18 protein-coding genes and 1 pseudogene are annotated in these 18,598 nt (G+C 36.2%); 7 read left to right on the forward strand and 12 right to left on the reverse strand.

Annotated features, from left to right (window positions below; all coding sequences use genetic code 11):
- Positions 1-77 precede the first annotated feature (77 nt).
- Entirely contained in the window at positions 78-1,082 is a 1,005-nt protein-coding gene (locus JCM9157_RS11520; RefSeq protein WP_035664883.1) for an LCP family protein, read from the reverse strand.
- Between the two features lie 152 nt (positions 1,083-1,234).
- On the opposite strand from JCM9157_RS11520, the gene JCM9157_RS11525 reads away from it, so the two are divergent.
- Complete coding sequence (locus JCM9157_RS11525) at positions 1,235-2,533, forward strand: acetyl-CoA hydrolase/transferase family protein (protein ID WP_500778581.1); 1,299 nt, start codon at positions 1,235-1,237, stop codon at positions 2,531-2,533.
- Positions 2,534-2,618: 85 nt separating this feature from the next.
- Here the strand turns inward: JCM9157_RS11525 and JCM9157_RS11530 are convergent, their stop codons facing one another.
- From JCM9157_RS11530 to JCM9157_RS11540, 3 genes are all read right to left on the reverse strand, one after another.
- Positions 2,619-5,108 carry a CBS domain-containing protein gene (locus JCM9157_RS11530; RefSeq protein ID WP_035664886.1) on the reverse strand — a complete coding sequence of 830 codons (2,490 nt, stop codon included), beginning with the start codon at positions 5,106-5,108 and terminating at the stop codon, positions 2,619-2,621.
- 67 nt (positions 5,109-5,175) lie between these two features.
- On the reverse strand, positions 5,176-5,820 hold the full coding sequence (locus tag JCM9157_RS11535; protein WP_035664887.1) for a hypothetical protein: 645 nt from the start codon (positions 5,818-5,820) through the stop codon (positions 5,176-5,178).
- A 424-nt stretch (positions 5,821-6,244) separates the two neighbouring features.
- Positions 6,245-6,835, reverse strand: a complete 591-nt coding sequence (locus JCM9157_RS11540) for a cell wall hydrolase (protein WP_035664888.1) — start codon at positions 6,833-6,835, stop codon at positions 6,245-6,247.
- Positions 6,836-7,141: 306 nt separating this feature from the next.
- Here JCM9157_RS11540 and JCM9157_RS11545 point away from each other — a divergent pair, with 306 nt between their 5' ends.
- The gene (locus JCM9157_RS11545; RefSeq protein WP_052013099.1) at positions 7,142-8,281 is read left to right on the forward strand and encodes a D-alanyl-D-alanine carboxypeptidase family protein; all 1,140 of its coding nucleotides are present in this window, start codon (positions 7,142-7,144) and stop codon (positions 8,279-8,281) included.
- 240 nt (positions 8,282-8,521) lie between these two features.
- Here JCM9157_RS11545 and coaA read toward each other — a convergent pair whose 3' ends face one another.
- Positions 8,522-9,475, reverse strand: a complete 954-nt coding sequence (gene coaA / locus JCM9157_RS11550; protein WP_035664889.1) for a type I pantothenate kinase — start codon at positions 9,473-9,475, stop codon at positions 8,522-8,524.
- 143 nt (positions 9,476-9,618) lie between these two features.
- Here coaA and JCM9157_RS11555 point away from each other — a divergent pair, with 143 nt between their 5' ends.
- Entirely contained in the window at positions 9,619-11,772 is a 2,154-nt protein-coding gene (locus JCM9157_RS11555) for a DNA topoisomerase III (protein WP_035664890.1), read from the forward strand.
- A 151-nt stretch (positions 11,773-11,923) separates the two neighbouring features.
- Here JCM9157_RS11555 and JCM9157_RS11560 read toward each other — a convergent pair whose 3' ends face one another.
- From JCM9157_RS11560 to JCM9157_RS11585, 6 genes are all read right to left on the reverse strand, one after another.
- Positions 11,924-12,142 (reverse strand): spore germination protein, encoded by a 219-nt coding sequence (locus JCM9157_RS11560; RefSeq protein WP_035664892.1) that lies wholly within the window; start codon positions 12,140-12,142, stop codon positions 11,924-11,926.
- A 61-nt stretch (positions 12,143-12,203) separates the two neighbouring features.
- Complete coding sequence (locus JCM9157_RS11565) at positions 12,204-12,578, reverse strand: spore germination protein GerPE (protein WP_035664894.1); 375 nt, start codon at positions 12,576-12,578, stop codon at positions 12,204-12,206.
- A gap of 15 nt (positions 12,579-12,593) precedes the next feature.
- A complete protein-coding gene (locus JCM9157_RS11570) occupies positions 12,594-12,770 on the reverse strand; it encodes a spore germination protein GerPD (protein WP_035664896.1) in 177 nt (58 codons plus the stop codon).
- A gap of 1 nt (position 12,771) precedes the next feature.
- Complete coding sequence (gene gerPC / locus JCM9157_RS11575) at positions 12,772-13,389, reverse strand: spore germination protein GerPC (RefSeq protein WP_052013100.1); 618 nt, start codon at positions 13,387-13,389, stop codon at positions 12,772-12,774.
- A 17-nt stretch (positions 13,390-13,406) separates the two neighbouring features.
- Positions 13,407-13,628 carry a spore germination protein GerPB gene (locus JCM9157_RS11580; protein WP_035664897.1) on the reverse strand — a complete coding sequence of 74 codons (222 nt, stop codon included), beginning with the start codon at positions 13,626-13,628 and terminating at the stop codon, positions 13,407-13,409.
- Positions 13,629-13,642: 14 nt separating this feature from the next.
- Complete coding sequence (locus JCM9157_RS11585) at positions 13,643-13,864, reverse strand: spore germination protein (protein WP_035664898.1); 222 nt, start codon at positions 13,862-13,864, stop codon at positions 13,643-13,645.
- 199 nt (positions 13,865-14,063) lie between these two features.
- Here JCM9157_RS11585 and JCM9157_RS11590 point away from each other — a divergent pair, with 199 nt between their 5' ends.
- The 3 genes from JCM9157_RS11590 to JCM9157_RS11600 all read left to right on the forward strand — a co-directional run bounded on the left by JCM9157_RS11590 (position 14,064) and on the right by JCM9157_RS11600 (position 16,002).
- Positions 14,064-14,891, forward strand: coding sequence for a DUF2268 domain-containing putative Zn-dependent protease (locus JCM9157_RS11590; RefSeq protein ID WP_035664899.1), 828 nt, complete (start codon positions 14,064-14,066; stop codon positions 14,889-14,891).
- Positions 14,892-14,937: 46 nt separating this feature from the next.
- Positions 14,938-15,159 carry a YuzI family membrane protein gene (locus JCM9157_RS11595; protein ID WP_035664900.1) on the forward strand — a complete coding sequence of 74 codons (222 nt, stop codon included), beginning with the start codon at positions 14,938-14,940 and terminating at the stop codon, positions 15,157-15,159.
- A 99-nt stretch (positions 15,160-15,258) separates the two neighbouring features.
- Positions 15,259-16,002 (forward strand): YjbA family protein, encoded by a 744-nt coding sequence (locus JCM9157_RS11600; RefSeq protein WP_035664902.1) that lies wholly within the window; start codon positions 15,259-15,261, stop codon positions 16,000-16,002.
- A 280-nt stretch (positions 16,003-16,282) separates the two neighbouring features.
- Here JCM9157_RS11600 and trpS read toward each other — a convergent pair.
- Positions 16,283-17,274: pseudogene (trpS, locus tag JCM9157_RS11605) on the reverse strand (tryptophan--tRNA ligase).
- 198 nt (positions 17,275-17,472) lie between these two features.
- On the opposite strand from trpS, the gene JCM9157_RS11610 reads away from it, so the two are divergent.
- Positions 17,473-18,588: an MGDG synthase family glycosyltransferase gene (locus JCM9157_RS11610; protein ID WP_035664904.1), complete on the forward strand. Its 1,116-nt coding sequence runs from the start codon at positions 17,473-17,475 to the stop codon at positions 18,586-18,588.
- Positions 18,589-18,598 lie beyond the last annotated feature (10 nt).

Consider the following 18,598-nt stretch of genomic DNA (forward strand, 5'->3'; position numbering starts at 1 on the left):
GTAATTAAGGGGGACATCCTAATAGGTCTAAAATAAAGACTTTGGGATTCCCTTTTTTAATTCAAAGAAGAGACGAATCAAGTAGGATTCGTCTCTTCGTCATTCTCATTTGCGAAGAAATTATTAATTTCCAAAGCATTCTTTGGTAAATCAAGTTTTAAAACAGATCCGGCATGAGGAAAATAAGCGTCCTCAAATCCATCATCTGTTGGGATTCGGAGTGTTTTAATGTCTGTAATCGGGTTAAGCATGACGTCATGACTCAAACTTAACATTTTGGTCTTTCTAATATTTGTTTCAATTTGAGGTTCAACCATCCCAATTAATTTTGGCAACTTTACTAGGCCAGAAACAGTAAATAGTTCATTTTTTAATGCTGAAATGACTTCTTGCTGTCTACGGACACGGCCAAAGTCGTTTTCATGATCTTTTCGGAAGCGAACATAATTAAGCGTTTCATCCCCATCAAGAAAATGTTGACCCGGCAGAAAATCAATAGCATTACTTGGATCATACATACGATTTTCTATTTTAATTGGAAGACCATTGGGAGCAATCGTATCAACAAGTTGAACAAAGCCTCCAAAATCAACAATTGCATAGTAATGTATGTCTATGTCGAAGTTATGTTGAATCGTTTCTTGAAGTAATTCTACTCCGCCAAACGCAAATGCGGCATTAATTTTATTGTTTGAGCGTCCAGGTATCTCAACATAACTATCCCTCATAATAGATGCAATTTTACTTTCACCATTCAAAGGATTGTATTGAGCAATCATAATTGTATCTGTTCTAGCTAAACCACCATTTGATTTGTCGGTGCCTATTAACAGAATATTGACAGGCTCATGATTTTCGGGTTCTTTAGAAATCGTATTCTTTTTTTCAAACGATTGTTTTTTAGTCGTAGTTTTATTTTGAGTAAATAAGTTCATTTCTTGTTGTGAAAGTGATTTTCCCTCTTCATATTGAAAAAATGAAAAAGAACCTATTCCTAGTAAAAGTAATAATGTCGTAACCAAAAATATAATAAATATGTTCCTTCTTTTTCCTCTGCTTCTTCGATGTTTTCGGGTAGACATATGGAGCCCTCCTTACGTTCCCGCTCTAACATAGGATGATGATGACGTGTAAAACATTATATTTAACAAATAATACGTGGTAACGTTTTATATTCATAGTAATATTATTGCTTGGAGAGATTGTTTTCATGAATGGAAAAATAAATGAAACAATGGATAGGAGGAATGGTATGAATTATCAACAAATATATATAGAAAAACAAGCTACAACTGCATTAAAAGCAATCTCAGTCATTGGACCTAATGAAGATATCATCGTTCCACTTGCTGTTGGAGAACCAGCTACACTTTTAAGTGCATTACCTATGCATCAAGGGTTAGAAGGAAATCGTTTATTCCAAATGCTTTCTTTACATCCGGTCATTTCAATTGCACCTGAAAAATTAAAAATTATATCAATGTTCCTAAATAAAGATGAGCGTAGAGCTTTTTATGATAAAGAAATTGATTTATTGCCCAACCATTTTTCAGATTTACCAGCCATATTAAAAGAAATTTCCGATCAACTGGTGATCATGGCAACCGTGTCCCCCATGAATGAGGATGGTTATTTCTCACTTGGAACAAATTGTGATTATATTTCCCCATTATTACCTTATGCCAAAAAAATAATTCTGGAAGTAAACAATTACATGCCGTTTACTTTAGGTGAAAATAAAATACATGTCTCAAAGGTTGACGCATTGTTTGAACACGATCAACCATTGCCAGAAACTCCTGCGATACCTCTACGAGAGGAAGATGAAATTATTGGAAAAAAGGTTGCAGAGATGATCTCAAATGGGGATGTCCTTCAGATTGGGTTTGGTTCTATACCGAATGCGATTATGAATTTCTTAACTAATCACCGAGATCTAACAATTTTCACTGAGATGATTCCTGATAAAGTTGTAGACTTAGTAGAAGCAGGTGCTGTAACGAACTCCAAAAATCCCCTACACCCTGGAAGCATGACTGCTACTTTTGCTTTTGGCTCTAACAGATTATATGATTTCATTCATAACAACGATCAAGTTCATATGTATCCAGTAGATCAAACGAATAACAGCTGTTTAATAAGTAATATAGATCAATTAGTTACGATAAATGCAACGATTGAAATAGATTTCTTAGGACAATGTAATTCTGAATCAATAGGGGGACGGTTTTACTCTTCTACTGGTGGACAAGGAGACTTTGGAATTGGTGCAAGAATGTCTGCAAATGGTAAAGGAATCATTTGTTTACATTCGACGGCTAAAGGAGGTACCATTTCAAAGATTGTCCCATCGCTTGCGAAAGGTTCCGTTATATCAACCTCGAAAAATGATGTCGACTATGTTGTAACGGAATTCGGAGTGGCTAAATTAAGAGGTAAGAGCGTTCGTGAAAGAGCGGAGGCGCTGATTAGCATTGCTCATCCAAAGTTTCGAAATGAGCTTAGGGAAAAAGCTAAAGAGATGGGATTATAGCATAAGTAAGAGCGAGTAAAAGAATGTATGAAAGTGTTATCCTAAAAGGTGTAACACACCTTTTGGGGGATAACACTTTTTCATATCATAGCAGAGTTTTTACCCAATCAAGCGCATCGTCTTTAGTTGTTATTTGATCATCCATTTGTAGACAGTAAAGCTGATGAAGTAATTCCGAAAATTTAGGACTTGGGTCAAGCCCTAAAGCAATTAAATCACTTCCTGTTAGAAGGGGTTTAATATGGTTTAGTTTATTAACATAATTTTGTAAAGAACGATTACCGCTCAACAAAGCGTAGAAGGCAACATTTTCTTTATTAAAAACGGAGAACAGTTTATGTAACTCTCCAACGGATAAATCGCTATTTGTTTCAATTTTTGCAATTGCTTCAAGTTGCTTTAACAGTGATTGCTGTTTAGCAGATAACGCATATCGCAGTGAAGCTTTTCTCCAATTCTTAGATGGAAAAAGCAATGCTACGATATAGTGAAAAGGATCTTCAGTGTCCGTTTGGTATAGAGTTGAGATAATCTCATTATTGACTTTTACATCAAACAGTGAGGACCAAACCCCTAGTTGTTCAAGAAATTGAATTCCAGCAACAATGGTTCCTTCTTTTATTAACAGTTCTAATTCATGTAAAAAGCGGGTCGCGCTAACCTGTCTTAACATCGAATTTGCATCAACCGCAAGACTCCAAGTTTGTGGCGATAGTTCATATTTAAACCGAAGAGAGAAACGAACGGCTCGAATGATTCGGGTTGGGTCTTCAATGAAACTAAGCGTGTGAAGAATTCGGATTTGCTGTTTCTTAATATCTTCACGTCCTTGAAAGAAATCAATAATCGTACCGAAGTAGCTCTTATTTAACTGAAGTGCCATTGCATTAATCGTGAAATCTCTTCTTCTTAAATCTTCTTTAAGATTAGAGGGGCGCACGATGGGCAAAGAGGCAGGAGAGTCATAATATTCGGTTCGACATGTAACGATGTCTAATTTTAAACCATCCAAGTTAGTCCAAGTTGCTGTTCCGAACTTTTCATGAGACTTCACATTTCCGCCAAGTTGTGCACTCAGTAACTGCGCAAAGGCAATGCCATCTCCTTCCACAACAATATCAATGTCTTCGTTCGGTCTTTTCAATATAAAATCTCTTACAATGCCCCCAATTAAATAAACATTTACTTTCTGTTCATCAGCGAGATCTCCTATTCTTCGTAGGAGTTTAAATATAGTTACAGGAACTTGTTCTTGAATAGTCGAGATTAGGTTTTCTTCTGTTTCGCTCGTTTGCTTATGTAGCTGTTCAATCACATCTGTTCTCGATATAATCCCAACAACCTGTTCATTGTCAAGGATCGGTATTCTACCGATGTTATACTTCATCATGGTAGCTTGCACTTCTTCAAGAGAGTCTCCTTTGTTATGAACAATTAATTGTGTAGACATGTAACCTTTGACAGGAGCATGCCCGAGACCATGGTGAGTAGCTTTATCCACATCTCTTCGTGAAATCACTCCGACTAGTTGGTTTTCTTCGTTAATAACAGGAAATCCAGTATGTCCATATTGATACATTTGTTTAAAAACAGATTCAATTGATTCCTCAGGCAAGACTGATTTTACAGGACTAGTCATAATATCAGCCGCGGTTAATGCTTTTTTTATGATGTCACTTAGCGCATCTTGAATAATGGGGACAATTTGACTTAGTTTTTGTTTTTTTATAGTAGCTGAAGCCGCTTGAGCATGTCCGCCACCACCGAGTTTTTCAATTAAAGGTCGGAAATCGACTCGTTCAGTATTTGCCCTTGCTACGACGTAAATGGTACTTCTCATTTTCACGATAGAAATGGCAGCATCCACACTTGTTGATTCCATTAATTTTCTTGTGATTGTGGCCAAACCACCTAAATATGTTGGTTGCTCAAGGAAAGAGAGAAAGATGGAAGTTCCCTTAATCCACTGTTCCTCTCCAGTCGTTATAAGCTGCTGAAGTAAATTTTTTTCATCTGAAGATAAAACTTGTTCTTGAAAACGATCAATTAAAGTAACATCCATTTGCCTTTTTCTTAATTCAGCGGCAATCAAAAGGTCTCGATCGGTTGTTTTAGGATAAGTGAAATTACCAGTATCTGTGTAGACACCTAAACCAAATAAGGTTGCCTCAAAAGGATTAATGGGGATGTTCTGTTTTATTAAGTTTTCAGTAAGGAGCGTGATAGCGGCTCCAACTTTTTCTACATAAAGTTCTCCTGAATTCAAATCACCATCCTTAGGAGAATGATGATCATATACGATTGTATGTAGCGTTTCTACAAGGTCTGTTTGAGGTATTCCTGTGCGCTCAATGGAAGCGACATCAACTAATATCAGCGTTCGTACCTGATGCCAATCAACCTTTTCATATGAGGAAAAAGCTAATTGATCACGGTAGATACCAAGAAACGATTTTACAGTCGGATGTTGTTTATCAGTAAGGGCAACTGTAGCATAGGGATGGAGCTTTTTTGCAGCTAACAAACACGCTAATCCATCAAAATCTAAATTCATATGTGATACAATTACATCCATTATTAATCTCCCTTTTGCAAGATTTACTTACAAGTGTATCAAAAAGCACGAAAAAGAAGAAGAAGCGTTATCCTTCTTCTTCGATAATTAAACCTTTAAAATCAAAGTCTGGTTCATATGCAGTTCGATCTGAACGATGATTGCCAATCGTGAGTGACTTGAATTGCTCTAATAACATTCCCTTTGTTGTCGACAACCATTCTTCTGAAGACATGTCAGATTTGTTCCTGTTGTTTAAGAAAACTTCTGAATGAAATGAAAGCGAATAATCTTTGTTTTCTAAAAGACCTAGAATTTGAAAAATACCTGAGTGAGTTAAGTATAAATGGTGAAGAACGGATTGTTGATTTGATCCTACTAGCGCATCATAATTTTTCAGTGCTAGTAAAGCCTTGTTGTAGTTATGTGTAAAATCCTGTATTTGAGAAAATATGGTATCTTCCTTGTTTTCCAGTTTCTTTAAAGCATTTATTGATTCTTGATTATGTTGATAAAATGTATGGAACTCTTGTTTGACCTCCGTGAACTTCTGATAATATCTTTCATAGGAAAGTAACTGATTTTCCGAAGGTTGGTCGGTTGGATTTTTTAATTCTTCAATTCGCTGAATTTGCTCGATCTTATTAATACCTGAGGCTTCGGTCATTCTATTAACGTATGATGATTGTATTCGCTGGGCTTTTGTTCCTGATGTACGTGAGATACGTGTCAATGTCATCACACCTTTTTTTTCATTCTTACTTTTATGTATTCTAGCAAATGCGCAAAAGTTCCTTTAATCTAGTTTGAGTTGTTAAAATTTAGAGAGGGATGAGGAGATTTTATGTATATGTGAAAGTTAAATGATGCAAGGTTATTTCTAGAACTAAGACTTGATACATTGAAAAGCGAACCTGAGGCGTTTGCATGAAGTTATGAAGAAGAGAGAGTAGCCCTTATCTTATTTTGAGCATAGCTAAGAAATGGTACGAATCATTTAGATTTAGGTCTTTTGGTTTTGAGGAAGTTGCTTTGAAATTGGGTGAGTTCTACATAGATGAAGAACACATGATGAGTCGATAATAAAAAGACCTATAGCAGCTTAAATGGATAAGCAGCTATAGGTCTTTTTTTACAGATTCCTAAGATCATTAAGTTTATTTTGCAAACACGTGGTTCCCAATTCGAACTGTCTGAGTTCTAGTTGCGATCCAATGATTAGTGGCAATTCTAGGGTTATAGAAGTAAAGCGAACCAGAACCTTGTCCACGAAATGCTAAAGCTTCCTCAACCGCTCGAATAGATTGCGAATCTGCAGCGCGGTTAATTCGACCATTTTGGACAGGTGAAAAGGCATAATGACCGGATGGTGCCACTTCGTTTATTACACCACGAATTGAATTTGGAAAATCGCGATGAGCAACACGGTTTAATACGACTGTTGCAACCGCGACTTTACCAGCATATGGTTCGCCCTCTGCCTCAGCTCGAACTAGGCGTGCTAGTAAATCTTTCTCAGCAGCAGAAATAGAAGCAGGAATCACTAATCTTTCGCCAACGAAAATAGTTGATGAACGTTTATTATTAGCTTTTTGAATATCGATGGCTGAAACACCATATTGCTGTCCTAATTTATAGAAAGTGTCACCAGACACAACCGTGTGTGTTTTTGATTGAGCATTTGTTTCTGTAGCACCAATAAAAAGTAAAGATGCTGTTGCACATAAAGTAATAAGTAATTTTTTCATAAATAAAATCCTCCTCGAAAGATATGACTCTACTAAACTATCATAAAAATCGAGAGAAGAATGCGTCCAACTTTTTCCTGTATAGGTTGGTGAGAGATACTGTTCTATGTAGGAGTAAGTCCCGTACGTCTTCTTTACAGTTATGTAACGAAATATGAGGAAATCTAAAAAAATAATAGATTCGTTGAACAATCTAGATGGGAAAATGGTTAATAATACTAGAAAAACTGTAACAAGAATGTTATTACAATGTAATAAAAAACAGCTATAATAAGAATGGGAACATACATAATAGGGGGAACATCTGTGAAGATCCGAAGACTAGTAAGCACATTTATTATCACTAGTTTCATCTTGTTTTTTTATTCTGCCATGAATGTACAGGCAACATCAGATCATTTAACGCTCCATAGTGAGACTGCTATTCTTATGGAAGCGAAAAGTGGTCAAATTCTCTTTGAGAAAGAAATGAACCAACCAATGTACCCAGCTAGTATTACTAAAATAATTACTGGAATTATAGCAATAGAAAAAGGAAACTTAGATGATATTGTAACGGTTAGTGAAAATGCTCGTAAAGTTGTGGGAACAAGAGTTTATCTGCTTGAAGATGAAAAAGTTGATTTAAAGAAGTTAGTTCAAGGGTTGTTAATTAACTCTGGCAACGATGCAGGGACAGCAATTGCTGAACATCTTGCGGGAAACGAGAAAAACTTCGCTACTGTTATGAATGAATTTGTCAAAAAAGAGATAGGTGTTCATAACACAAACTTTGAAAATCCACATGGCTTATTCTCGGAAGAACATATAACAACTGCTTACGACATGGCCAAGATCACTCAATATGCAATGAACAATGAATTGTTTCGGGACATTGTAGGGACGAAGGAAATGGAGTGGATTGGAGAAGGATGGGAAACAACTATTCATAATCATCATCGGTTATTATGGGATTATGAAGGAGCAACCGGGGTGAAAAACGGATATGTCAGTCAATCTGGTTTTACGCTCGTTACAACCGCTTTACGAGATGGTACAGAGTACATTGTTGTTACACTTAATGCACCAACTGCAAGACTTGCTTACTCTGACACAATAGCATTACTTGATTATGGTTTTGAACATTTCCAAACAAACAAACTACCGAAAGATCGCTTGTTTACCTCAAATAATGGGGCTGAATTTGAATTAGAGAATGATTTCTATTATGTCTCAAGGAACGATGACGAAGTATTGATTGAAGTTAGTAATGCAGGTAGAGTCTCTATTAAAAATGAGGCTAATCAACTTATTGCATCTAAGGTGCTAAAAAAAGTTGGAGACAAGTATAAGATGGCGTTAGAAGAATCAGAAGCAATACAAAATGAAAAAAACGTTGAATCAGAAGAACCAAACCTTGTGCGGTGGTTAATACAAGTGCTTTCGATTTTTGGAAAGAATGACTGAGTTATTTAAAGGGTATTATCACAAGACTGAAGGTACTTAACTCGTACGTTTGTTTTAAATAAAAAGTTTTTTTCAGCAGATTAAAAGCCCCAGAATAAGGTGAGAACATCCCTTTTTCTGAGGCCTTAGAACGTCTTGGGGGCTTGGTAACACCGCTCGAAAATCAAGTGAATTAAGCGCAATGTGACGGACCTGTTAAAATAAGTAATAAAAAATAACAAAGTATACGTGAGTAGCCTCTTAAGTCTTCTTCAAGTGAACTTCTTCAACTCGATGTCCTGCGCCTTTTTTTAAGATGAGGTCAGCTCTGTGACGAGTTGGGCGAATATTCTTCTCCAAATTAACTCCATTAATAGTAGACCAAATATCTTTAGCAAAATGATCAGCTTCCGAATCTGAAAGTTGACGGTAGCGATGGAAAAAAGATTCTGGCTGTTGGAAAGCCGTATTGCGCAACAGCTTGAATCTTTCGATGTACCAGTTTTTGATATTTTCTTCTTCGGCATCAACATATATAGAAAAATCAAAGAAGTCTGAAACGAAAACTTGCGGGATTCGTTTATTTCTTTTATTTACTTGTAAAACATTAATTCCTTCAACAATGACAACGTCTGGTTCGATAATTTTTTGAACTTCATCATCTAAAATGTCATAACTTAAATGAGAATACAAAGGCACTTCAATGTAAGCGCAACCAGATTTTAATTCATATAAAAATTTAATTAATCGTTCAATGTCGTAACTTTCTGGAAAACCTTTACGTTTCATCAGCCCTCTTTCTTCTAATGTGGCATTAGGATATAAAAAGCCATCGGTCGTAATCAAATCTACTTTTGGAGAATTCGGCCAACGTGAGCAAAGTGCTTGGATAAGCCTAGCTGTTGTACTTTTTCCTACCGAGACACTACCGGCAATTCCAATTACAAATGGAACCTTTTTCGTTTTTTTCTGTAGAAATTGATTCACATTTTTATGTAATTGAACTGATTGAGTCATATGCATATATAGTAACTGAGATAAAGGTAAGTAAATATCAGCAACCTCATCTGCGGAAATCGTTTCATCAATACTTCCTATTTGAGCACGTTCTGTGGCAGATAATATAGTCGTTGTTGATTTAGATAGCTGCGCCCACTCAGCTCTAGTGAAGGGAGTATAAGCAGATAATGGAACAGATTTGTTTATTGTAGCCATAATTTTCTCCTTTATTAACGGAAGAATTTAGTTCTATTGTATAGTAACACTAATTTGCTTATATGTGTTATTTTTCCCAGAGTTATTTATAAATGAGTTATAATAGAAGGATAAAAAATTCTTAAGAAAAAAGGAGGAAAGGGATGAAAGTCATTATTGCTGAGAAGCCTGATCAGGGAGCGAAGTTAGCCGCACCCTTCCAGTCTATTAAAAGAAGCGGCTACATAGAAATAAAAAAAACATCGCAGTTTCCCAATGGTGCCTTTATCACATGGGCTGTTGGTCATCTATGTGAACTAATTCCTCCAGAGATGTATGATCCAAAATGGAAGTCATGGAAGCTTGAAACATTGCCAATAATCCCTGAGCAATTCAAGCATCAAGTAACTAAAGGGAAAACCAAGCAATTTCAGATTATTAAACAACTAGTAAACAATCCAGCTGTTAATGAAATTATTATGGCAGGGGATGCTGGAAGAGAAGGTGAATTAATTGTTCGCCTCATCTTAAAGCAATGCCAAATTGATAAACCATTAAAGCGATTATGGCTATCTTCGTTAACAGAAGCTGCAGTTATAGAGGGATTTAAAACCCTTAGAACAGAAGAAGAAACGAGGCCACTTTATTTCGAGGCTTTAAGCAGAGCTTGTGCAGATTGGCTTGTAGGTATGAATGCTTCTAGAGCTTATACGCTTTATTTACAGAAGAAAGGGTTAAATGATGTTTTTTCAACAGGTCGTGTACAAACTCCAACACTTGCCTTAATTGTGAAAAGAGAAAATGAAATTGAAGCATTTAAGCCAGAACCATTCTGGGAAGTTATTGCAGATTTTGACGTGTTAGGGAAAAAATATCAAGGTACTTGGCATAAAAAAGGGGAAACACGTTTAGAATCAAGTGATATGGCTACTAAGATTGCTGCGTTCTGTAAAGGAAAGCCAGCCGTTGTTAGTGAAGTGAAAGTGGATGAAAAACAATATAAGCCACCTTTCTTATTTACTCTTTCTAGTTTACAAACAGCTGCGAATCAAAAACTAAAGTATTCTCCGAAAAAAACGTTAGATATTGCTCAAAAGCTTTATGTGAAAGGATTCATTTCTTATCCTCGTACCGATTCAGCGTTTGTTACTAAAGGTGAGGCACAGACATTCCCGACTATACTAAAAGCCTTATCTTCAAAACCAGAATTTACTTCTTTTTTTCCACTTCCTATTCTTTCATTGATCGGAAACCAACGATATGTTAATGAGAAAAAGGTTACGGACCATTATGCTATCATCCCTACAGAGCAGATTCCAGATTTAAATAAGTTATCTGCAGATGAAAAAAGCATTTATGAACTAATCGCCCGTTCGCTACTTGCTGCTCATGAAGAAGATTCCATCATCCATACAACAAAGGTGGAAACGTTAGTTGATGGACGAGCCACTTTTCATTCAAAGGGGAAAGTGATTAAGAAGCAAGGGTGGAGACGAATTATCTATCACGATAGAAAAGCAGAGAAAGATGAAGTTTATCTACCTGAACTAAATGTTAAAGAAGCAGGGTCGGTTCAAAAAGTATTAGTAAAAGAATCTGTAACCCAACCGCCGAAACGCTATACAGAAGGGCAGCTTATTAACGTAATGAAAACAGCTGGTAAACAGATTGAAGATGTCGAATTAGAAAAAATCTTAATGGAATCACAAGGTTTGGGTACAGAAGCAACAAGAGCTGGAATCATTACCATTTTAAAAGATCGAGGGTACATGACTGTAACGAAGAATATCGTTTTCCCTACTGAGAAAGGTAAATTACTAATTGCAGCTTTAGGTGAAAGTGTTCTTACTTCGGCTGAAATGACAGCGAAGTGGGAGCAACGACTCCGAGAGATAGGAAAAGGAGGAGCATCGCCGGTAATCTTTATGGAGCAAACGAAGAAACTAGTTGAACATTTATTACAGGAAGCTGGCAACCAAGCTGTCTCTTGGGACTTTTCTAATTTTGATGTTTCATCTATGAAAAAAGACTTTAAAAAAGGCCAACGACGACCGAGCTCTGTAGGGAAGTGTCCAAGCTGTGGAGGTACGGTTTTAGACAGAGGAACATTTTATGGGTGTAGTCAATACAAAACCAATCATTGTCGTTTTACTGTATCTAAGACAATTCTAAAGAAAAAGATAAGACAAAAGGATGTGAAGCAGCTTTTAAAAGAGGGCGGGACTGAAAAAATCGAGGGATTTGTCAAAGGAGATCAAACGTTTCAAGCCAAGCTGGTTTGGAGCCAAGAACAAAAGAAGATTATTTTTCAAGATTAACTAATAAAGATGAAGATCAGTCTCAGGAGACTGATCTTCATCTTTTATTAGGTAGCGTTGAGGGCTAAACACTCTCGGCATGTTCGTTGCATACGGACCCATTTCACTTAGAGAGAAAACTGCAACAATCTTTACGGAAACTGGCTTTAATTTAAATATTTGCACTTTGATTCTGATCAATTAAATCTGGATCAGCGACATTATTGATGTTAAAACCATTATTTGTAATGATAAAATCACCAGAAATACCACCACCCGAACCAGAAACAGACTTAGAGGTACTTTTCGGAGAGATGTTTAATGAATCACCAAAGTTCATAACTCCGTCATTTGAATTGACTTTGAGTGGTCCAGTAACTATAGAAGGCATATGAACACCCTTTTCATATCAAAATTACGTTACTTTAGTTTATTCACAGGCCTAAGGGACGTTACTCTTTTGTCCCAAAAAGTTGTCTTATATGTTTGACTCTAGCTTCACCATTATAAGTTTTAGTTGAACCAATTTGCATTACGCTTGAAGCTGACACCCCTAGAACATCAATGTGATTAACTTTGATAAAAGGGGAGATGTTGTATCTAGAAAATGTAACGTGTTCATCGGTATATGGTTTTGGAATTGGCTTGTAGAATACTGGGAATTGATTAAAGTCGCCCTCTTGCCCATAAAAGAGCTCAGCCTGCCGTTGGATAGCCAGAGCTCGAGAGCGTGGTGTAATGTGAGATGAATCACCAATAAGAAAAATAGAACTTGCTGATACACTTCGAACATGAATATCTTTTACAATAGAGGTTCTCTTAAACAACCTAACCAGCTCCTTTTATTCAGGACTAAGTGGAACAAAAGGCCCAACGATTAGGGATTCAGGCGGTGTATCGAAAGCTGAAGATAATGTGATCGTATCAGCATCTCCTACTAGAAATAGAGAGGAGGTAGAAACACCAATAATCCGGACATTGTCTACATTTACGTTTTTATTTACAACTGTAAAGTTCATATTACGAATCAGACTCCCTCTGTGGTAAATGTTTTATAAATTCATCATATGTTTTATGAATATCTTCTTTGACCTTATCAATTGTCAACATTTCAAGTTGTTCAGTATCGTTCAAGTTAGTATCTTGATTAAGCTGGTTAAGATAGTACTGAATACGCGAATCAATTTGTCTTAAAATATCTTGAACAATATATTGACGATAATGATTATCTAGAAAGTAATTATTTTGTTGTTCGATATTATTAAACACCTGATAACATTCTCCGTTTAAATAGTGATGGATCTGACTTCGCACGTTTTCGAATACATTTGATGGTTGCCCAGTATTTTGAGGGACATTTAGTTGATGTTGGGCAACGGCGAAATCCTCAATCGAATCTCCACCATTTTGAGGGGTAATCCCAATATTTAACGTTCCTTCTAACCTCTCTACTTTTAGTTGATCAAACTTATATTCAACTCTTTCAATATTGGAAGCAGGATTTTGCTTCAGCGTCATTATTTCGTTTTGAAGTTGATGAATCGTCGTTTCTAAATAATTGATTCTTTCTTGTTGTGAATTTAAATAACTGTAAATGAATTGGAGATTTTGATTCATATCCACGTTGTTATAATACATAAAATCTCCTCCTTATTTTAAATTACCGCTGGACCGCTTGGAGGAGCAAGAGGAACTAGTGGAGGTCTTGGTTCGAATTCCCCTGCTTCTGGAGCGGGTTCAGTAAAGCCGCCTGTATTGTATAGGTTCGACAATGACTTGATCATCCCAGCACTTCCAATTTGTAAAATCGAAGAGTTAGTTATCCCATCTACTCTTAACGTTTGAATCGTAATACTCTGATTGATATGGAAGTTCATAAACTAGCCTCCTTTTATGCAAGAGATTTTATGTTTGAATCAACAACATCATTATCATACGTGTTTGTTATACTTTTATCGTTCCTAATCTTTAAATAATCACCTGTATTAAATGATCCGGCTCCAGCGAAGGTTTTAGCGGTACTTTGTGGTGCCATTCTATAGACATCTCCAATATTAAAAACTCCGCTATTACCAACACTATTTACTTTTACGGCTCCTACAATTGCAGGCATATAACCACCTTTTCTTATCGATAGCTACTAACCAGAGTATGTAAAATCGTGACAAACGTTCATATGATTTAAAAGAACAAGTTATTATTTAAAATCTAATTTATACTGTCTAATTAAAATTAAATGTAAAATTAGGTTTTAGTTGGTTCATTATAGACATCCTCTTCATATAGTAATAGTAAGGAGGGGTGTTTTCATCATGGGGGTAGTACGAACCGATAAATGGTTAGAGGCTTATACAGTTAAATGGAATCAGGCAATGACTTTACAAGAGAAAATCGAATGCCAGCGTGATGTCATTATCCAACCTTTAAGTGAAGTGTTTAAAACAAAAGATGTTATCGGCCTTCACCAATATCTAATGCAAATGGGGTTATTTCATCCTGAACAATCTATTGATCTAGAATATGAACAGTGGAAAGAAAGTGTACCTTGGTTCATTATCCAAAAGCAATTTAACAAGCTGAAGGAAAAATGGAATGGACCAGATGTGAAAATATATGTTTTACCTTTAACAGATCAAAATCAATTTTTAGAAACTCAATTAGGATCAAAAACAGGATTAACAATTGATAAAGCCATTCTTTTATTTATTAGAGCGTCGACATCAGTAACTGATCTTCAAGCTTTAATTACACATGAATATCATCATGTTTGTCGTTTAGCTTCTACTAAGCAATCTGAACAATCAATGGAATTATTGGAGTCAATGGTGATGGAAGGTTTAGCTGAGTTTGCTGTCAAAGAGGAAATTGGTGTTGAAGCATGTGCATCTTGGACGAACCGCTACGATAAGTATTGGAAGGACCACTGGTACACGCGCTGGATAAAACCAAATTTAAATTTGAAAGGCCGTGTGAATCATATTCCATTTTTATACGGTGATGAGGCAAATGGAATTCCGTTATGGCTGGGTTATTACACGGGATTTCAAATTGTGAAGACATCGGTGAGCTTAAAAGAATCGGCAACTGAATTGATGTCTATTTCAGCTAGGGACATTTACGGGCAATCAAAATTTAAGTGAAAAGGGGAGATCATCATGGGGTGAAGTTAAATCGGTGTGATAGCTCATGATACGATTATTCTTTGTGTTCTGCGGATTTATTTTTGCTGTAGTCGGTGGAATCAGTATTTTAGCTTATTTAAATTTATTAACAACAGGGTATGGCTTTGGAATGTACCTTGAATTTATCGTAAGAAGTATAGAATTTTATGTATTTATTATTGGAGTTGTTATGATTATAGCTGCGATAACTGTACCTTCTAGGAATAAAAGAAGCAAGAAAAAATAGTTGTTAAAATTGGAATGATTTATAAGACAGTGGAATAAACTGGTTGTCCCTTGCCTATACTGAGGATACAAAATGATTTTACGGTAAGGGGGGTCTATTATGGTCCATATCCGGGACGTATGGGTCAATTGGTTTGAAGGTGAAGAAAATGGGTATAACGTTTGTGATTTTCATGAGTGGAGAAGTGATGATAGAATTGAAGTACTAGACCAAGCCATTTTAGTGTTGGTTAGTGCAAAACTTTTTCATTATATAGAAAATAACTTATCCGATTTACCAGACGACTTATTGGCTGAGGTTCATCAACAGAGTTACTTACGTAAAAACATGTCACGAATTCAATTAGATTACTGCTTTATTGCGACAGATGGTGAAAGAATTATAGCTGTTGATACGATGGGTTATAAAACACCGATACGCAAAAGTCGTTTAACGCCAAGACAAGAACAGATGGTTTATGAGCAGTTAAAGGCAAATCAATTTTTGCATTTTGATTTGAAAGAAGAAGTAGAAAAAGAATACCATATTCTTTCTCCTAGTCCAGCTGATTTACGCGGGTTGACGAGAAAAGAACGGCAGTTAAAGCAACTCTTATATATGGCCTTAGATCAACTATATTCTTCTGGTACCGATGCTGAAGTTAGATATTGGTACACGGAGTGGTGTCCAAGTGAGTATATGCGTATTCAGATGCTTGATAGAGATCAGGCTTGGGAACAGCTTTTTGCGGAAATTCGTGAAGGCTGGACAGATCGGCATCATCAACTTTGTGAAGCCATGGTTAGAGGACAAGCATTTTTTGAGAAATTGTGGGAACTTGAACATGGAGCAAGTGTTAAATAATTGAACGGTTTGTGAAATTGAAGTTGTTCAAGAAGAAAATGTACAAGTTACATCTTAACATCCATTTACAACAACGGTGAACTCTCTTATAATGAAACAAGTAGCGTAACATGAGGGAGGCGACTTTATGGATAACTTTGCTTACTTAGTCATGCAAATTCTAACAGTTGTACTTTTAGTAGGTACTCTTGGTCTTTCATTCTTTGTTGGAAAGATCATGAAAAAGAATGCAGGATATTAATATCAGAGAAAGAACGGTCATATGACCGTTCTTTTTTAGTTATTTACGTCTTTTCCTACCAAGGCCCATGGCATTTTCTGCTTTAGTGATCATACGGGTCGCAACTTGATTAGCTTTCTCTGCGCCATGGTCCAGTATTTGATCGAGTTCATCTGATTCAATCAATTGATAATAGCGCTCTTGGATTGGACGAAGAGTTTCAACAACGACTTCTGCTAAATCTCCTTTAAAGTCTCCATATCCTTTTCCTTGATATTTTAATTCAATTTCCTCAACTGATTCGCCAGAACAAAGTGAATAAATCGAGAGTAGATTTGATACTGCAGGCTTTTCATCACGATCAAAACGAATGCTTCCTTCCGTATCTGTGACAGCACTTTTAATTTTCTTTCGAATGGTAGCAGCATTATCTAACATTGAAATGTAGCTTTTAGGATTAGGATTTGACTTACTCATTTTCTTATGAGGATCATTTAGAGACATAATCCGAGCCCCGACCTTTGGTATTTTTACTTCTGGAATTGTAAAGATGTCGTTATATTTCTTATTAAATCTCTCAGCTAGATCGCGGGTTAACTCTAGATGTTGTTTTTGGTCCTCCCCTACGGTACAATGTCAGTTTTATAAAGTAAGATATCGGCTGCCATTAATGGGGGATAAGTTAATAGTGCAGATGACACAGCGTCTTTACCGTCAGATTTATCTTTAAACTGTGTCATACGTTCTAATTCACCTATGTAGGACACACATTGCATTAACCAGCCCAGCTGTGCGTGTGCGGGAACTTCAGATTGAATAAATAATGTGGCTTTTTCATGGTCGATCCCAACAGCTAAATATAAAGCAGCTAAGCTTCTAATGTTTTCTCTAAGTTTTAATCGTTCTTGTGGTACTGTAATGGCATGTTGATCAACGATACAAAAATAACAATTAAACTCACTTTGCATATCAACAAAATGCTTCATTGCCCCTAAATAATTTCCAAGTGTTAAAGTTCCACTTGGTTGAATACCTGAAAAAACGGTTTTCATTTCATCCATCCTTCCTCTGTAAAACAACTCTTATATACAAATGATATCAGATAATAAAAGAAAAACATAGCATGTACAAATTGACGAGCAACCAGTATTTACTGAAATGATACGTGCATGTTCCTATCGTTAAAAGCTAAAACTAGCTTTAAATAAATTAGACCGATTGAACGCAATTTGAGAAAGTGAGGTTCGCTTATGAGTCAGATTACGATCTTTTCCGCATCCATTGGAAACGGTCATAACGAAGCTTCAAGAGCCCTTAAAGAACAGCTAGAACTCCAAGGCGACAATGTTCAAATAATTGATACCTTTCAGTCGATCCATCCTTTGTTGCATAAAACATTTTTGGAACTATATCTTAAGATGATTGAAAAGACACCTCGGCTTTGGGGGCGTTTATATCGTTATAGTGAAGAGTTTTCTTGGTTTTTACTAATGGATCAGCTTGGTACTTTTTTCTGTCAAAAGCTAAACTCGATTTTGAAAAAACAAAGTACAACGATTATGATCTCAACGCATCCTTTTGTGACTGCTTTTTTATCTAGATTGAAAAAGAAAAAAAATATAAATATTCCTTTGTACACAGTGATTACAGATCTTTATTTACACCCAGCTTATGTTAGACCAGAGATTGATGGTTATTTTACAGCATCACCATACATTGAGGAATTTTCAAAAGAATATAATGTCCCAATAGATCAACTGTTTTGCACGGGAATTCCTATTAAGTCAATACCAGATGTAAATATACCAAGATGGAAAGTGCGCAATGATTTAAAGTTACAATCAGACGAAAAGACGATACTAATTACTGGTGGAGGACTTGGACTAGGCAAGTATGAAGACCTTTTAGAAACACTCGAGCAATTAGAAGAAAAAGTCCAAGTACTTTGTATGACTGGCTTCAACTCGGAATTAGAAAAGCGGATTATGGCGTTGAATAGTAAGCATCGTATCCATGTTATATCTTATACGGAACGTTTTACCGAATATTTAAGAGCTAGTGATGTGGTCCTCTCTAAAGCTGGTGGATTAACGATGGCAGAAGCTTTAGCTTGTGAAACACCGACTGTTATTTATCAGCCAGTGCCTGGCCATGAAGAGGATAATGCGCAATTTCTTATCGACTTTGGAGCAGCGGTAAAAGCAGAGAAAATAGGAGACGTAAAGAATTTGGTCGAGAAAATGCTAGAAGACAAAGAGTATTATCAAACGTTGGTGAATAATGCTAAGAAAATCAAAAAACCAGAAGCGGCCAAGCAAATTGCTTTTATGATCAAACAATTAGAGACTAAGGAACAAATACTTTAACGTAGAAGGG

Origin of the sequence: Halalkalibacter akibai JCM 9157, from assembly GCF_000513135.1 — a bacterium.
GTDB lineage: Bacteria > Bacillota > Bacilli > Bacillales > Bacillaceae_D > Halalkalibacter > Halalkalibacter akibai.

Excerpts from the sequence above, each read along its gene's own strand:
- JCM9157_RS11520 (WP_035664883.1), bottom strand. The coding sequence starts at position 1,082 with ATGTCTACCCGAAAACATCGAAGAAGCAGAGGAAAAAGAAGGAACATA.
- JCM9157_RS11525 (WP_500778581.1), top strand. The coding sequence starts at position 1,235 with ATGGATAGGAGGAATGGTATGAATTATCAACAAATATATATAGAAAAA.
- JCM9157_RS11530 (WP_035664886.1), bottom strand. The coding sequence starts at position 5,108 with ATGGATGTAATTGTATCACATATGAATTTAGATTTTGATGGATTAGCG.
- JCM9157_RS11540 (WP_035664888.1), bottom strand. The coding sequence starts at position 6,835 with ATGAAAAAATTACTTATTACTTTATGTGCAACAGCATCTTTACTTTTT.
- coaA (WP_035664889.1), bottom strand. The coding sequence starts at position 9,475 with ATGGCTACAATAAACAAATCTGTTCCATTATCTGCTTATACTCCCTTC.
- JCM9157_RS11555 (WP_035664890.1), top strand. The coding sequence starts at position 9,619 with ATGAAAGTCATTATTGCTGAGAAGCCTGATCAGGGAGCGAAGTTAGCC.
- JCM9157_RS11560 (WP_035664892.1), bottom strand. The coding sequence starts at position 12,142 with ATGCCTTCTATAGTTACTGGACCACTCAAAGTCAATTCAAATGACGGA.
- JCM9157_RS11570 (WP_035664896.1), bottom strand. The coding sequence starts at position 12,770 with ATGAACTTTACAGTTGTAAATAAAAACGTAAATGTAGACAATGTCCGG.
- gerPC (WP_052013100.1), bottom strand. The coding sequence starts at position 13,389 with ATGTATTATAACAACGTGGATATGAATCAAAATCTCCAATTCATTTAC.
- JCM9157_RS11580 (WP_035664897.1), bottom strand. The coding sequence starts at position 13,628 with ATGAACTTCCATATCAATCAGAGTATTACGATTCAAACGTTAAGAGTA.
- JCM9157_RS11585 (WP_035664898.1), bottom strand. The coding sequence starts at position 13,864 with ATGCCTGCAATTGTAGGAGCCGTAAAAGTAAATAGTGTTGGTAATAGC.
- JCM9157_RS11590 (WP_035664899.1), top strand. The coding sequence starts at position 14,064 with ATGGGGGTAGTACGAACCGATAAATGGTTAGAGGCTTATACAGTTAAA.
- JCM9157_RS11595 (WP_035664900.1), top strand. The coding sequence starts at position 14,938 with ATGATACGATTATTCTTTGTGTTCTGCGGATTTATTTTTGCTGTAGTC.
- JCM9157_RS11600 (WP_035664902.1), top strand. The coding sequence starts at position 15,259 with ATGGTCCATATCCGGGACGTATGGGTCAATTGGTTTGAAGGTGAAGAA.
- JCM9157_RS11610 (WP_035664904.1), top strand. The coding sequence starts at position 17,473 with ATGAGTCAGATTACGATCTTTTCCGCATCCATTGGAAACGGTCATAAC.